Genomic DNA, 13856 nt, shown 5'->3' with positions numbered 1-13856 from the left:
TGCGGCTCGCTTTTTTCGAACATGAGTAAATCGTATCTGTCTGCCGGTGACGACGTAAGCGACGACGAGGTCGTGCGGGTGGGGCTCAACGGCTTCGGTCGCATCGGGCGCAACGTGTTCCGCGCGGTGTTAGAGAGCCCGCGGATCGAGCTCGTCGGGATCAACGACGTGATGGACTTCGACGACATGGGGTACCTCGCGAAGTACGACACCGTCATGGGCCGGCTCGACGGCGTCGAGCGCGACGGCGACGAGCTGAGGATCGGCGGCACCTCCGTCCCGCTGTTCAACGTTCAGGACCCCGCCGACCTCCCCTGGGACGACCTCGATGTCGACGTCGCCTTGGAGTGTACGGGTATCTTCCGCACTCACGACGACGCGAGCGCGCACCTCGACGGCGGCGCCGACACCGTGATCATCTCGGCGCCCCCGAAGGGCGACAAGCCGGTCAAACAGCTCGTCTACGGCGTCAACCACGACGAGTACGAAGGCGACGACGTGATCTCGAACGCCTCCTGTACCACGAACTCCATCACGCCGGTCGCGAAGGTGCTCGACGCGGAGTTCGGCATCGACGCCGGCACCCTCACCACCGTCCACGCCTACACCGGCTCCCAGAGCCTCATCGACGGCCCGATGGGCAAGCGCCGCCGCGGCCGCGCGGCCGCCGAGAACATCGTGCCGACCTCGACGGGCGCCGCGGGCGCCGCCCAGAAGGTCCTCCCGCAGCTCGAGGGGAAGATCGACGGGATGGCGATGCGCGTCCCGGTCCCGACCGGCTCCATCACCGAGTTCGTCGTCAGCCTCGACGAGGACGTCACCGCGGAGGAGGTCAACGCCGCCTTCCGCGACGCCGCCGACTCCGGCCCGCTCGCTGGCGTCCTCGGCTACACCGACGACGAGGTCGTCTCCTCGGACATCGTCGGCCTCCCCTTCTCCAGCTACGTCGACCTCCAGTCGACGAACGTCATCGCCGGCGGGAAGCTGGTGAAGATCCTCACCTGGTACGACAACGAGTACGGCTTCTCGAACCGGATGCTCGACATGGCCGCGTACGTCCAGGACGAAGCGTAGGCGGCAGGCGCAGGTCACGCTGTTGACGGTGAAGTTCCCCGACGGCAACGTTCCCTCGAAGCGTCATCTCTTAAATAGCTCATCGACGACCATTCACCCATGCCCACCTTCGACACCATCGACGACATCCCGACCGACTCGCGCGTCCTCGTCCGACTGGACCTCAACTCCCCCATCGAGGACGGAGCACCGCAGGACAACCGCCGGTTCGAGCGCCACGCCGAGACCGTCCGCGAGCTGGCCGACGCCGGTCACCGCGTCGTGCTCATGGCCCATCAGGGCCGCCCCGGCCGCGACGACTTCACGTCGCTCGCCGGCCACGCGGAGATCCTCGCCGACCACGTCGGCCGCGACGTGGCGTTCGTGGCCGACACGTACGGCGACGAGGCGCTGGACGCCATCGACGCGCTCGGCGCGGGCGAGATCCTCCTCTTGGAGAACACCCGGATGTGCGAGGACGAGCTCCCGGAGGAATCGCCCGAGGAGAAGGCCGAGACGGCGTTCGTCGAGACCCTGGCCCCGCACTTCGACGCGTACGTCAACGACGCCTACTCGGCGGCGCATCGGAAACACGCCTCGCTGGTCGGCTTCCCGCTCGTCCTCCCCGCGTACGCGGGCCGCGTGATGGAGACGGAGTACGAGGCGAACACCGCCATCGCGACCCGGGAGTTCGACGGCCCCGTCACGATGGTCGTCGGCGGGACGAAGGCGACCGACGTGATCGGCGTGATGGACGCCTTAGACGAGAAGGTGGACCGCTTCCTCCTCGGCGGCGTCGCGGGCGAACTGTTCCTCCGCGCCGCGGGCCACCCGGTTGGCCACGACGTGGGCGACATGGACCTGTTCGACGAGCAGTGGGAGGCGAACCGCGAGCTGATCGAATCGGTCCTCGACGAGCGCGGCGACGCGATCCGCCTCGCGACCGACCTCGCGTACGAGGGGGACGACGGCGAGCGCGCCGAGGTCGCCGTCGACGACATCGACGAGAAGGAGACCGGGTACCTTGACGTGGGCACCGCGACGGTCGACGACTACGAGCCGGCGATTCGCGAGTCCGATGCCGTCTTCGTGAAGGGCGCTCTCGGCGTCTTCGAGGACGAGCGGTTCGCGGACGGCACCGTCGGCGTCCTCGAGGCCATCGCGGCGACGGACTGCTTCTCCGTCGTCGGCGGCGGCGACACCTCCCGGGCCATCGAGATGTACGGGCTGAGCGAGGAGGACTTCTCGCACGTCTCCATCGCGGGCGGGGCGTACATCCGCGCGCTGACGGGCGAGCCGCTCCCGGCGGTGGAGGTCTTAGAGGCAGCGGCGAAGCGGCAGTAGAAGGGCGGAAGCGGTCTCTAAGCGGGGCGGGGCGTTCGGCCGAACTACTCCTCGACGTCGAGGTCGAACTGCTCGTTTTCCGTGACCGCGTTGAGGACGACGCTCGTGTTCGACTCGCGGATGTCCGCGTCCGTGAGGATCGACTTGATCTGGTCGTTCATCCCGTCTGTGTCGGTGAACTTCCCGATGGCGATCACGTCGTAGTCGCCGGTGACCTCGTAGACGCTCACCATCTGTTTCTCTTGGCGCAGCTTCTCGGTGACGTCGGGCAGCGCGCTCCCCTCGACCTTGAGCTGGAGTACGGCCGTCACGTCGTAGCCGAGCTTGTCGTAGTCGACGACGGGGGTGTACCCCCGAATCACGCCCTCCTCTTCGAGGTCGCGGAGGTGGTTCGAAACGGTCGTCACCGAGACGTCGAGATCGTCGCCCAGGCTCCGGAGGCTCGCGCGTCCGTTGCTGAGCAGCGAGTTGATAAGCTTCGCGTCGAGGTTTTCGTACGTCATCACACCCAACCACGCTTTCAAGGGTTTATAATTTTACGAACGTCCAGCATTTTTGCCTGACCGGCGGTTCATGCGCCAAGCGATAAGGCCTTTATACTGGCAGATAACGAATCAAGCGTCCAGAACATGACGGACGAACACGCGAAACCGGACGGCGGCCTCACGGCCGAGGAACAGGCGGTACTCGACGAGATCGAAGAACAGAACATCGATTTCCTGCGGCTCCAGTTCACCGACATTCTCGGCGTCGTGAAGAACGTCTCCGTGCCCGCCCACCAGGCGGAGAAGGCGTTCACCGAGGGAATCTACTTCGACGGCTCCTCCATCGAGGGGTTCGTGCGCATCCAGGAGTCGGACATGCGGCTCGTCCCCGACCCCGACACGTTCGCGGTGCTCCCGTGGCGCAGCGATGGCAACGGCGACAGCGGGGCCGCGCGGCTCATCTGTGACATCGTGACCACGGAGGGCGAGCCGTTCGCCGGTGGTCCGCGCCAGGTCCTCAAGAGCGTCCTCGAGGAGGCCGAAGAGATGGGCTACTCCGTCTCCATCGGTCCGGAGCCCGAGTTCTTCCTGTTCAAGACCGACGACGAGGGGAACGCGACGACGATCCCCCACGACAACGGCGGCTACTTCGACCTCGCACCGAAGGACCTCGCGAGCGACGTGCGCAAGGAGATCATCTTCACCTTAGAGAAGATGGGCTTCGAGATCGAGGCCTCCCACCACGAGGTCGCCGAAGGGCAACACGAGATCAACTTCAAGTACGACGACGCGCTCACGACCGCGGACAACATCGCGACGTTCCGCGCCGTCGTCCGCGCGGTCGCGAGCCAGCACGACCTGCACGCGACGTTCATGCCCAAACCGATCGCCGACATCAACGGCTCGGGCATGCACAGCCACATCTCGCTGTTCGACGAGGACGGCAACGCCTTCGCCGACGGCGACGACGAGTTCAACCTGAGCGAGACCGCCTACGAGTTCATGGGCGGCATCCTGAACCACGCGCCCGCGTTCACGGCCGTGACGAACCCGACCGTGAACTCCTACAAGCGCCTGGTGCCCGGCTACGAGGCGCCCATCTACGTCGCGTGGTCCGACACGAACCGCTCGGCGCTCGTCCGCGTCCCGGACGCCGCGGGCGTCTCCGCACGCTTCGAGGTCCGCAGCCCCGACCCGTCCTGTAACCCCTACCTCGGCCTGGCGTCGCTCATTGCCGCCGGCCTCGACGGGATCAAGACCGGGGCCGACCCCGGCGACCCGGTCCGCGAGGACATCTACGAGTTCGACGACGAGAAGCGCGAGGAGTACGGCATCGAGACGCTCCCGCCGAACCTCGGCGCCGCCGTCGAGGAGCTGGAGGAAGACGAGGTGCTGCAGGAGGCGCTCGGCCCCCACACCTCCGAGAAGTTCGCCGAGGCGAAGTCCCAGGAGTTCAGCGAGTACCTCACCCAGGTGTCGCAGTGGGAGGAGGACCGCTACCTGGAGACCTTCTGAGGCGACGGCGCGGCCCGACTTTTCGGTCTCTTTCTTTCCGGCTTTCTCTCGTGCTGTCCGGTTTCGCTTTGTCGCGCGTTTTTCGAGCGGGAGCGGTTCGTCTCTCGACGAGCGCGTGAACTCAACGACCGATCGGTTGCGGGAGTGAATGTTGTAGTTCGTCAGCAACGTTGTGGTATTTAAATACTGATCAGCGACGACGCTGATAGCTTATAAACTGCTGTGCGGTGGCGCGTGCCTGCGAGGCCGCCCCGCGGCCGAGCAGCACGCGCGAGGGAGTCGGCCGCCCCGGAGCAACGCGGAGGGCGGCCGACGAGGCTGGGGAGGTGTGAGGCTGCGGTGCGGTCGCGGTCGGGTGGGACTCAAAGGGGCAGTCGCGAGACGGGCGCAGGCGACGTAAGCACCGCAGCGAAGGAGCGGTAGCGACTGAGCGAGGAGCGCAGCGAGCGTGCGCCCGTCTCGCGACTGGGGCTTTGGCGGTGTTCACCGCCACTCCGCAGTCAATTATTTATAAGTGAGCGGCTGGGGCTTTGGAGATCGCCACCGTGGCGTTGCCGACAACTTATAAACAGCCGCCAGCAACAGCACAGTTCGACTTATAAACGGTCGATCAGCCGAATCGATCAACGTATTCCCGGTATCGATCGCGTTCGTCCGAATCGCAAAAAACCGCGTCGTCGACCGCTCGTCACCGCCGGTTCGGCCCGTCTAACACTCCGACCAGCCGCACGACTCGCACGTCTTGCAGCCCTCGGAGTAGTAGAGGTTCATGCCGCCGCACTCGGGGCACTCGGGCGACTCGCCCGCCGCGATGAGCTCCTGGGTCGAGTCGTCGGCGCCGGCGGCGTCGTCTTCCGCCGCCGGCCCGGGAGCGCCCGCGCTCGGGGCGTCGGTCGCCGTGCCGGCGTCGACCGCGCCGCCGTCGGTCTGGCTCGGGGGGCTCGTGCCCGCCGCGCTCTCCTCGACGTCGTCGAGGCTCTGCTGTTGGGGGATCCCCTTGTCGACGTCGTCGTCGAGGTAGCGCCGCAGCGCGGTGCCGATGGCGTCCGGGATCGACTGGATCTGCTCGCCTTTGTCCCAGGCGACCTTCGGGCTCCGGGTGCCCTGGAGCTCGTCGACGATCTCCTCGGGGTCGACGCCGGAGCGCAGCGCCGTCGAGATAACCTTCGCGAGCGCCTCCGTGAAGGAGTTGGTGTAGCCGCCGGAGTGGCCGATGTTCGCGAACAGCTCGAACGGCAGCCCGTTCTCGTCCTCGTTGATGGTGACGTACAGCTTGCCGTAGCCCGTCTCGACGCGCTGCGTAACGCCGTTCAGGGAGTCGGGACGCGGGCTGCGCTCGCTGTAGTCGATCCGGGGCTGCTCCGTCGTTTCGAGCAGGTCCGAGATCTCCGCGTCGATCGCGGCCTGGACGTCCTCGTTGTCGAGGAACGCCTCGATCCCGCCGAACACCTCGCTGATCTGCTCGACGATCGTCTCGGCCGCCTCGCTCTCGTCGGCGAACTCGGTGTTCTGCGCGCGCGTCGTGAGCACCTGCTTCGAGCGGGTGCCGTCGCGGTAGTAGGTGACGCCCTTCCCGCCGTTCTCGTAGATGTACTCGAAGACCTCCTTGGCGTCGCCCAGCGTGGAGTCGTTGGGCGCGTTCACGGTCTTCGAGATGGCGGAGTCGACGCCCTTCTGGCAGGCGACCTGCACGCCCGCGTGGTCCTTCGCGGAGAGGTCGCCGGTGACGACGAACAGCTCGCCGATCGCGTTCGGCACGGTGTCGAGCCCCTCGACGCCGTCGAACTCGTTTGCGGCCATCTGCTCCTGCGCCTCGCGCTTGACGGCGTCGACGTCGACGTCGTTGGCCTCCAGCGTGCGCAGGAAGTAGTCGTCGAACTCGACGAGCATCTCGTCGCCCTGGACGTCGTCGGAGACGTTCTTGTAGTAGGCGACGTTGTAGATGGGCTCACAGCCGCCGGTCGTGTTGCCGATCATCGACGTCGTGCCCGTCGGGGCGATCGTCGTCGTGTTGTGGTTGCGGACCGGGAAGCCGTCTTCCCACTCGTCGGCGTCGAGGCCGGTGTAGTGCTCGAACCAGTCGCGGTACTCGGTCGGGTCCGCGTACTTCGAGTCCTCCCAGTCGTTGAACGTCCCGCGCTCCTCGGCGAGCTCGTGGGAGGCCAGCTTCGACTCGTGGTTGATGTGAGTCATCAGCTGGCGGGCGATCTCGTTGCCCTCCTCGGAGCCGTAGCGGACACCGAGCTGGATGTACAGCTGTGCGAGCCCCATGATGCCGAGTCCGATCTTCCGCATGTCGCGGACCTTCTCTTCGATCTTGTCGACCGGGAAGTCGGACATCGTGACGACGTTCTCTAAGAATCGCGTGCCGTACGCGATCCGGTCGTCGAACTCCTCGAAGTCGATTGCCTCCTCGAGGAAGGCGTCGATCGCGGCCGCCTCGGAGTCGTACTCGTCGGCGTGCTCTTCGGACCAGACGCGCCAGTCCGGCGCGTCCAGATCCGCCAGCGTCGAGAGATTGATGTGGCCGAGGTTACAGGCCTCGTACTCCTCCAGGGGCTGCTCGCCGCAGGGGTTCGTCGCGAGGATCCGGTGATCCGGGTTCTCCTCGACGTCGAAGGAGTGCTGTTTGTTGATACGTTCGAGGTAGACGACGCCCGGCTCGCCGTTCTCGTGGGCGCCCTCGATCATGTCGTCCCAGATCTCGGCGGCCGGGATCGAGAGCTCCTCGCCGACCTCGACGTGCTCGCCGAGCCCGAACATGTCGTAGAGCTCTTTCGTCTCCGGCGTCGCGACGTGGGCCTCCCCGGTGCGGGGGTTGGTGAAGGTGAACTCCTCGTCGTTCCGCAGCGCGTCCATGAAGTCGTCGGTGACGCCGACGCTGATGTTGAAGTTCGAGAGGTGGCCCTCGACGGCGTTCCGGAGGTGTTCCGGCACCTTGCCGTCGTCGTCGATGAGATCGCGGGCCTCCTCTAAGGCGTCCGCGAAGGAGTTGTGCGTGAAGTCGTCGGGGTCGTTCAGGCGCAGCGTGTGGGCCAGCGAGACGTCCTTGTTCTTCGCATGGATGAACTGGATGACGTCCGGGTGCGAGATGCGCATGACGCCCATCTGGGCGCCGCGGCGCGCGCCGCCCTGCGCGATCGTCTCGCACATCTGGTCGAACGTCCGCATGAACGTGATCGGGCCGGAGGCGATGCCGCCGGTGGAGCCGACCGAGTCGCCGTAGGGACGGAGCTGCCAGAAGGCGTACCCCATGCCGCCGCCGGACTGGAACACCTCGGCCGCCTCCTTGGCGGTCTGGTGGATGTCGGTGATGTCGTCGCCCGGCGAGTCGACGAAGCAGGCGGAGAGCTGCTGGAGCTCGTCGCCCGCGTTCATCAGGGTGGGCGAGTTCGGCATGAAGGAGAGCGACTCCATCCCCTGCCGGAACGTCTCGGCGGTCGCCTCGACGTGGTCGCGCACGCTCTCGGGAAGCTCGGGGACGACCGTCTCGTACGAGAACTTGTTGACGTTGTGGGCGGTGAGCGCGGTCTCCGCGTCGTCCGCCGCGGTCGTGCCCGCGCCGAAGACCTCCTCGGCGAGCTCGTCGCGCCGGGGGTGGTCGGGCTTCAGCTGGTCGGGCGTGACGGTGACCTCGACGCCCTGCTTTTCGGCCTCGAAGACCGCCTCCGCGAGCGCGACGTTGCGCGCGACGCGGTCGAATAGCTCCTCCTGATCCTCGATCGGTTCGCCGTCCGCGTTCTTCCGGAGGTAGCGCGCGGGCAGGATGTTCTCGTAGGCGTTGCCCGTGAGGCGCTCCTCCATGGTGTCGCCCGTCGTTCGTTTGATCGGCAGTTCGACTCCGTCGGCGGAGACGCCGTCGCTGCTCATTCGGCGGCCACCCCGCTGGCTTGGCGTGGGATATGGATCATCTGTAGTGTTGGTGTACTGGCGAGGCGGGCCCTTGTAGGTTCGGATGTTCGGACCCGCCCGGCATCTACATGTCCGATTCGGTATGTAACGTCGGACCGGGGCGTCTGACGCTGAATCCGGTACGTCGGTACGAAAGGGACTCCGGACACATAAGCGTAGGTAGACCGGAGTGAAACTGAACTCCGACCGAATAAAACGGGAGACCGGAGCCGTCTCCCACCGGAACAGAAGGGGGGTTGCTCGGTGGTGGTTTCGCCGTCGGTGCCGGGTGGCGGCGCCTCTGTGATGGCCGTGCGACCGAGCGCGCATCCGAATACGGCGCGGGTTTGCCCCACACCTATCAGAATTCGTACCCGGAACGTCCCTCGTCCCACAAGCTTATGCCCGGCGTCGCCGTGGGCGAGGACATGACCGCCTCATCACTCGCGCTCGCGGGACTCATCGCGCCGGCACAGGCCGCGCTGCTCGGCAGTCAGGTCGGCCAGCTGCTGGTCGCCCTCGTCGCCGTCGCGCTGATAATCGTCGTCGGCAAGTTCGTGTTGAAGCTCGCGTGGCGGCTCGTCACGATCGGCATCGTCGTCGTCGCCGTTTTCTACCTGCTGTCGACGCTCGGTCTGGTCTGAAAAAATCGCCGCGGGCGAGAACCGCTCGCCCACCGGAACGGACGGCCGCCGCTCTACTGGAACGCGGCGCCCGGCTCGGCTTCCGTGCGGTCGACCTCCGACCGCTTGAACTGCTTTTCGATCTCCTCGTAGCGCTCGCGGGTCTCGGGGGTGACGCTGGGGTTCACCTCGCCCAGCGCGTCCTCGAAGTGCTCCATCGTCACGCGGACGTTGCCGACGGACTCGCCGACCTCCTCGCGCGTGACGCTGCCGATGAACTCCCGAGAGGCGTTCATCGACGCCTCGCGGGCGACCGCCTCGATGTCGGCGCCCACGTACCCCTCGGTCTTGCGCGCCAGCGCGTCGAGGTCGACGTCGTCCGCCAGCGGCTTGTTCCGCGTGTGGACCTCGAAGATCCGGCGGCGCGCCGTCTCGTCCGGGACGGGCACGTGGACGTGTCGGTCCAAGCGGCCGGGGCGCAGCAGCGCCGAGTCGATGAGGTCGGGGCGGTTCGTCGTCGCGATGACGACGACGTCCTCCAGCGATTCGAGCCCGTCGAGCTCCGTCAGCAGCTGGGAGACGACGCGCTCGCCGACGCCGGAGTCGCCGGAGTTCTTCCCGCGCTCGGTCGCGATCGAGTCGATCTCGTCGAAGAACACGATCGTCGGCGCGTTCTCGCGGGCCTTGCTGAACACCTCGCGGACGCCCTTCTCGGACTCGCCCACGTACTTGTTCAGCAGCTCGGGCCCCTTGATCGAGATGAAGTTCGACTCGCTCTCGTTGGCGACGGCCTTCGCGAGCAGGGTCTTCCCCGTGCCCGGCGGGCCGTACATCAGGACGCCCTTGGCGGCCTGCATGTCGAGCTCCTCGAACACCTCGGGGTACTCCAGCGGCCACTGGACCGTCTCGCGGAGCCGCTCTTTGGTGCCCTCGAGGCCGCCCACGTCGTCCCAGGTGACGTCGGGGACCTCCACGAACACCTCCCGCAGCGCGGAGGGTTCGATCCCCTTGATCGCCTCCTTGAAGTCGGACTCGGTCACCTGAATGCTGTTCAGCACGTCGGCGTCGATCTCGTCGCTTTCGAGGTCGATCTCCGGGCGGATGCGCCGCAGCGCGTGCATCGCGGACTCCTTCGCCAGCGACTCAAGGTCGGCCCCGACGAACCCGTGGGTGTTCTCGGCGTACTCGTCGAGGTCGATGTCGTCCGTCAGCGGCATGTTCCGCGTGTGGACCTGAAGGATCTCCTTGCGGCCGTCGCGGTCGGGGACGCCGACCTCGATCTCGCGGTCGAAGCGGCCGCCCCGTCGGAGCGCCTGGTCGATGGCGTCGACGCGGTTCGTCGCCCCGATGACGACGACCTCGCCGCGCTCTTCGAGCCCGTCCATCAGCGAGAGGAGCTGGGCCACGACGCGGCGTTCGACGTCGCCGCCGGCCTCCTCGCGCTTGGGCGCGATGGAGTCCAGCTCGTCCATGAAGATGATCGACGGCGACTCCTCGGACGCCTCCTCGAACACCTCACGGAGCTGCTCTTCGCTCTCGCCGTAGTACTTCGACATGATCTCCGGGCCGGAGATCGTGTGGAAGTTCGCGTCGATCTCGTTGGCGACCGCCTTCGCGATCAGCGTCTTCCCCGTGCCCGGCGGGCCGTGGAGCAGGACACCCTTCGGCGGGTCGATGCCGAGGCGCTTGAACAGCTCCGGGTGCCGCATCGGCAGCTCGATCATCTCGCGGACCTGCTCGAGCTCGTCGTCGAGCCCGCCGATGTCCTCGTAGGTGACGTCGGGGCCCTCGCCGGTGCCGCCGGCGGCCTCGCCGCGGTCGGCGAGCTCCTCGGCGGAGATCTCGGAGATGCTGATCTCCGTCTCGTCGGTGATGACGACCGTGCCGCCGGGGCTGGTCTCGGCGATCTTCATCGGCACCGCCTGCGACTGACCGCCCATCAGCCCGAAGCCGAGGGAGGTCCGGATCGTCTGCCCCTCAGTGACGGGCTGTCCGGAGAGCTTGTCGCGGATGAACGGGGCGATCTGGCCCCGTACCCGCAGCTGGCTCGGGAAGGCGATCGTCACCGCGTCCGCGCGCGAGACGTCGACGTCCTCGACGGTGACGCGGTCGTCGATCCCCACGTCGGCCTCCTGGCGGAGGCGGCCGTCGATGCGGATCACGCCGGTGCCGTCGTCCTCGGGGTAGCCGGGCCAGACGCGAGCGATCGCCGCTCCGTCCGAGCCCTCGACGCGGACGATGTCCCCGCCGGAGAGCCCGAGCTCGTCGGCCGCGACGCGGTCGATCGCCGCGAGGCGGCGACCGGCGTCCTTCTGTTTCAGCGGCTTGACGGTGAGCTTCATCGCTCGCCCTCCACGGTGAGGACGCCGTTGTTCACGGCCGCGTCGGCGGCCGTTCCGGGCAGCTCGAACTCCGATTCGACCGGCCCGTCCGGTCCCTCCACGACGACGATCGCCGTCTCGCCGACGGTGTCGACGGTGACGGTCTCGTCGTCGACGCCGAGATCGGCGGCGACGGTCCAGGCGTCGTCGTACTCATACCGGCGCAGCAGCGCGCCGTCCCCGGTCGATCGGGTCTGTATGTGATTCATCCTAACTACGAGTTAGTCGCGCAAGTATATAAACTTGACGCTCAAAATCGCATGACGTGAGTGTTTCTTCGGTACATCGGTAGTGTAGCGGTTCGGGCCCGATCTTCCCCCATCGGCCGTCGTCCGGCGGCCGGCGCCGCGCCCCGTCTCCACTTCGGATCGCGGGGCGCCGAGCGCGCCCCGTTTCCACTTCGGATCGCAGGGCGCCGATCGCGAGTCGTTCCCCTCGGGCGTTTATACCGCTCGGCGCCGAACCGCCGGCTATGGAACGGGTCACCCACGACGGCCGCGAGACGGCGTCCCGCCGCTTCGACCGCGGCGGCGACGGACCGACGGTCTGTTTCGTCCACGGCAGCGGCGGTACGAAGGACGTCTGGAAGTCGCAGGCGCGGATCGCCGACCGGTTTCCGGGCGTCGCCGTCGATCTCTCCGGGCACGGCGACAGCGACGACGTCGGGACGCCCGCCGGGCGCGAGACGTTCGACGCCTACGCGGACGACGTCGTCGCGGTCGCGGAGGCGACGGACGCGACCGTCCTCTGCGGCAACTCCCTCGGCGGCGCGGTCGCGCTGTGGGTCGCCTTAGAGCGCGACCTCGCGCTCGACGGCCTCGTCCTCGCGGGCACGGGCGCGAAGCTCGCGGTGGCCGAGCCCCTCCGCGACGCGCTCGCTGACGACTTCGACCGGGCCGTCTCGCTGCTCCACGAGCCGGATCGGCTCTTCCACGACGCACCAGCCGAGTACGTCGAGCTGTCGGAGGCGTCGATGCGCGCGTGCGGGCGAGCCATCACCGAACGGGATTTCCTGACGTGCCACCGCTTCGATGTCCGGGACCGCCTCGACGCGGTCGACGTCCCGGCGCTCGCGCTCGTCGGCGCGCACGACGGGCTCACCCCGCCGGCGTACCACGAGTACCTCGCCGGGGAGATTCCGGACGGGGAGTGGACCGAGCTCCCGGACGCAGCCCACCTCGCGATGCTCGAACGGCCGGCCGCGTTCAACGAGGCGCTCTCGGAATTCCTCGGCCGGATTTGAGCGGCCGACCGCGGTGCCGGGTTCCCGGGCGCCCGCGAGGGTATCCTTTTAGGTCGCTCGCGCGTCGCGGGGGCACATGGTCGACAGCGACGAACGGGACGCGGGTCGGGCGAGCGACCCCGACGGACGGGACGGCCCGAGCGACGCGAACGGGCCGGACGGGACGGGAGCCTCGACCGATCCCGCGCACGGGCCCACGGAGCCGGACCTCGACGACCTGCTCGCGAAGCTCGACGCCCTGAGCGACACCGTCGACGAGGGGCACGAGCGCGAGAAGGTCAGGCAGACCATCTCGCTCGTCGAGCGGATGCCCGGGACCGGCGCGCTCGCCGAGCGGATCACCAAGTACACCTCCCGGGACCTGGCCGAGTCGTTCGTGGGGGCGGTGCTGTTCGCGCTCCCGCTGCTCGTCGAGGGCGGCGTCTTCGAGATCGCCGCCTGGTTCGCGGCGACCACCGTCGCCGGCGTCCCGGTCCTCCTGATCGGGCACGTCGGGTTCATCTTCCTCGCGACCGCCGGACTCCTCTACTTCGCCGACTTCCGGCAGATCACGATCAGACACCCGATCTTCGGACTCATTCCCCGCCGGTACGCCGGCGTCCTCCTCGTCTCCCTGACCACGTCAGCGACCATGCTGCTGTTCTGGGGCCGACTCCACGAGGGAGACCCCACCGCGCTCGAACGGCTCGGTCGGATCGCGGTCGTCTGGGCCGCGGCCGCGTTCGGCGCGGGGCTGGGCGACATCCTCCCGGGCGAGTCGCAGGGCGAGGACCTCGGGAAGTTCGACCTCGACATCAGGGACGACGACTGAGCCGAGGCCGGCGACCTCGACGACCCGATTCGGGGTCACCGGCCGCGACCGCGGTCGAGAGCCCGCCTCGGATCCTGCGATCGGACCCCGTCTTTCCACAGGTTTTTCGCCGCGGCGGCCCTATCTCCCTCTATGTCAGCGCTACGCGACGCGCTCCGGGACCTCCCGGACGCGGTGTTTGCGGACTTACTCGAGTCGGACGAGGGGTACGTCCTCGTCGTCGACCTCCCGGGCGCGACCGCCGAGACCACCGAGGTGCTCGTCGAGGACGGGCGCATCGACATCGAGGGGCGCCGCGAGAAGGCCGTCCCCGAGGGGTTCGAGTACGTCCGCGAGGACCGCCCGCTGTTCCTCGACGCGGAGCTTCCCCTCCCGAGCGACGCCGACGGTGCGGGCGCGGACGCCGAGATCGACCGCGGCGTCCTCGAAATCACGCTGCCGAAGCGGGCACGAGAGGCCTCGCGGACCATCCCCGTCGACGACGCGGACGACGAGGGCGACGCCTGACGG

11 protein-coding genes are annotated in these 13856 nt (G+C 67.7%); 7 read left to right on the top strand and 4 right to left on the bottom strand.

The genetic code is table 11. The annotated features are described in order from the left end of the window. Positions 1 to 21: 21 nt before the first annotated feature. On the top strand, positions 22 to 1074 hold the full coding sequence (gap, locus tag ACOZ35_RS10125; protein WP_424013485.1) for a type I glyceraldehyde-3-phosphate dehydrogenase: 1053 nt from the start codon (positions 22 to 24) through the stop codon (positions 1072 to 1074). Between the two features lie 99 nt (positions 1075 to 1173). After that, positions 1174 to 2397 (top strand): phosphoglycerate kinase, encoded by a 1224-nt coding sequence (locus ACOZ35_RS10120; protein ID WP_424013484.1) that lies wholly within the window; start codon positions 1174 to 1176, stop codon positions 2395 to 2397. A gap of 44 nt (positions 2398 to 2441) precedes the next feature. Here the strand turns inward: ACOZ35_RS10120 and lrp are convergent, their stop codons facing one another. Continuing rightward, positions 2442 to 2900: an HTH-type transcriptional regulator Lrp gene (lrp, locus tag ACOZ35_RS10115; RefSeq protein ID WP_424013483.1), complete on the bottom strand. Its 459-nt coding sequence runs from the start codon at positions 2898 to 2900 to the stop codon at positions 2442 to 2444. A 126-nt stretch (positions 2901 to 3026) separates the two neighbouring features. Here lrp and glnA point away from each other — a divergent pair, with 126 nt between their 5' ends. Then, positions 3027 to 4397 (top strand): type I glutamate--ammonia ligase, encoded by a 1371-nt coding sequence (gene glnA / locus ACOZ35_RS10110; protein WP_424013482.1) that lies wholly within the window; start codon positions 3027 to 3029, stop codon positions 4395 to 4397. 708 nt (positions 4398 to 5105) lie between these two features. Here glnA and ACOZ35_RS10105 read toward each other — a convergent pair. Further along, the gene (locus ACOZ35_RS10105) at positions 5106 to 8267 is read right to left on the bottom strand and encodes an adenosylcobalamin-dependent ribonucleoside-diphosphate reductase (protein ID WP_424013481.1); all 3162 of its coding nucleotides are present in this window, start codon (positions 8265 to 8267) and stop codon (positions 5106 to 5108) included. A gap of 422 nt (positions 8268 to 8689) precedes the next feature. On the opposite strand from ACOZ35_RS10105, the gene ACOZ35_RS10100 reads away from it, so the two are divergent. Further along, positions 8690 to 8932, top strand: a complete 243-nt coding sequence (locus tag ACOZ35_RS10100; RefSeq protein WP_424013480.1) for a hypothetical protein — start codon at positions 8690 to 8692, stop codon at positions 8930 to 8932. 53 nt (positions 8933 to 8985) lie between these two features. Here ACOZ35_RS10100 and ACOZ35_RS10095 read toward each other — a convergent pair whose 3' ends face one another. Both ACOZ35_RS10095 and ACOZ35_RS10090 read right to left on the bottom strand, forming a co-directional pair. Further along, positions 8986 to 11253, bottom strand: coding sequence for a CDC48 family AAA ATPase (locus ACOZ35_RS10095; RefSeq protein WP_424013479.1), 2268 nt, complete (start codon positions 11251 to 11253; stop codon positions 8986 to 8988). After that, complete coding sequence (locus ACOZ35_RS10090) at positions 11250 to 11501, bottom strand: Hsp20/alpha crystallin family protein (protein WP_424013478.1); 252 nt, start codon at positions 11499 to 11501, stop codon at positions 11250 to 11252. Before ACOZ35_RS10090 ends, ACOZ35_RS10095 begins: the two co-directional genes overlap by 4 nt. Before the next feature lie 263 nt (positions 11502 to 11764). Here ACOZ35_RS10090 and ACOZ35_RS10085 point away from each other — a divergent pair, with 263 nt between their 5' ends. From ACOZ35_RS10085 to ACOZ35_RS10075, 3 genes are all read left to right on the top strand, one after another. Beyond that, positions 11765 to 12535 (top strand): alpha/beta fold hydrolase, encoded by a 771-nt coding sequence (locus tag ACOZ35_RS10085; RefSeq protein ID WP_424013477.1) that lies wholly within the window; start codon positions 11765 to 11767, stop codon positions 12533 to 12535. Between the two features lie 76 nt (positions 12536 to 12611). Further along, positions 12612 to 13346 carry a DUF2391 domain-containing protein gene (locus tag ACOZ35_RS10080; protein WP_424013476.1) on the top strand — a complete coding sequence of 245 codons (735 nt, stop codon included), beginning with the start codon at positions 12612 to 12614 and terminating at the stop codon, positions 13344 to 13346. 132 nt (positions 13347 to 13478) lie between these two features. After that, positions 13479 to 13853 carry an Hsp20/alpha crystallin family protein gene (locus tag ACOZ35_RS10075; RefSeq protein WP_424013475.1) on the top strand — a complete coding sequence of 125 codons (375 nt, stop codon included), beginning with the start codon at positions 13479 to 13481 and terminating at the stop codon, positions 13851 to 13853. Positions 13854 to 13856 lie beyond the last annotated feature (3 nt).

This window comes from Halorubrum xinjiangense, from assembly GCF_049604745.1.
In the GTDB taxonomy this organism is placed as follows: Archaea; Halobacteriota; Halobacteria; order Halobacteriales; family Haloferacaceae; genus Halorubrum; species Halorubrum xinjiangense_A.
Note: the sequence above shows the minus strand (reverse complement) of the source record. Positions and strands in the feature narration are given on the sequence as shown.

Excerpts from the sequence above, each read along its gene's own strand:
- glnA (WP_424013482.1), top strand. The coding sequence starts at position 3,027 with ATGACGGACGAACACGCGAAACCGGACGGCGGCCTCACGGCCGAGGAA.
- ACOZ35_RS10075 (WP_424013475.1), top strand. The coding sequence starts at position 13,479 with ATGTCAGCGCTACGCGACGCGCTCCGGGACCTCCCGGACGCGGTGTTT.
- ACOZ35_RS10105 (WP_424013481.1), bottom strand. The coding sequence starts at position 8,267 with ATGAGCAGCGACGGCGTCTCCGCCGACGGAGTCGAACTGCCGATCAAA.
- ACOZ35_RS10085 (WP_424013477.1), top strand. The coding sequence starts at position 11,765 with ATGGAACGGGTCACCCACGACGGCCGCGAGACGGCGTCCCGCCGCTTC.
- ACOZ35_RS10120 (WP_424013484.1), top strand. The coding sequence starts at position 1,174 with ATGCCCACCTTCGACACCATCGACGACATCCCGACCGACTCGCGCGTC.
- lrp (WP_424013483.1), bottom strand. The coding sequence starts at position 2,900 with ATGACGTACGAAAACCTCGACGCGAAGCTTATCAACTCGCTGCTCAGC.
- ACOZ35_RS10080 (WP_424013476.1), top strand. The coding sequence starts at position 12,612 with ATGGTCGACAGCGACGAACGGGACGCGGGTCGGGCGAGCGACCCCGAC.
- ACOZ35_RS10100 (WP_424013480.1), top strand. The coding sequence starts at position 8,690 with ATGCCCGGCGTCGCCGTGGGCGAGGACATGACCGCCTCATCACTCGCG.
- gap (WP_424013485.1), top strand. The coding sequence starts at position 22 with ATGAGTAAATCGTATCTGTCTGCCGGTGACGACGTAAGCGACGACGAG.
- ACOZ35_RS10095 (WP_424013479.1), bottom strand. The coding sequence starts at position 11,253 with ATGAAGCTCACCGTCAAGCCGCTGAAACAGAAGGACGCCGGTCGCCGC.
- ACOZ35_RS10090 (WP_424013478.1), bottom strand. The coding sequence starts at position 11,501 with ATGAATCACATACAGACCCGATCGACCGGGGACGGCGCGCTGCTGCGC.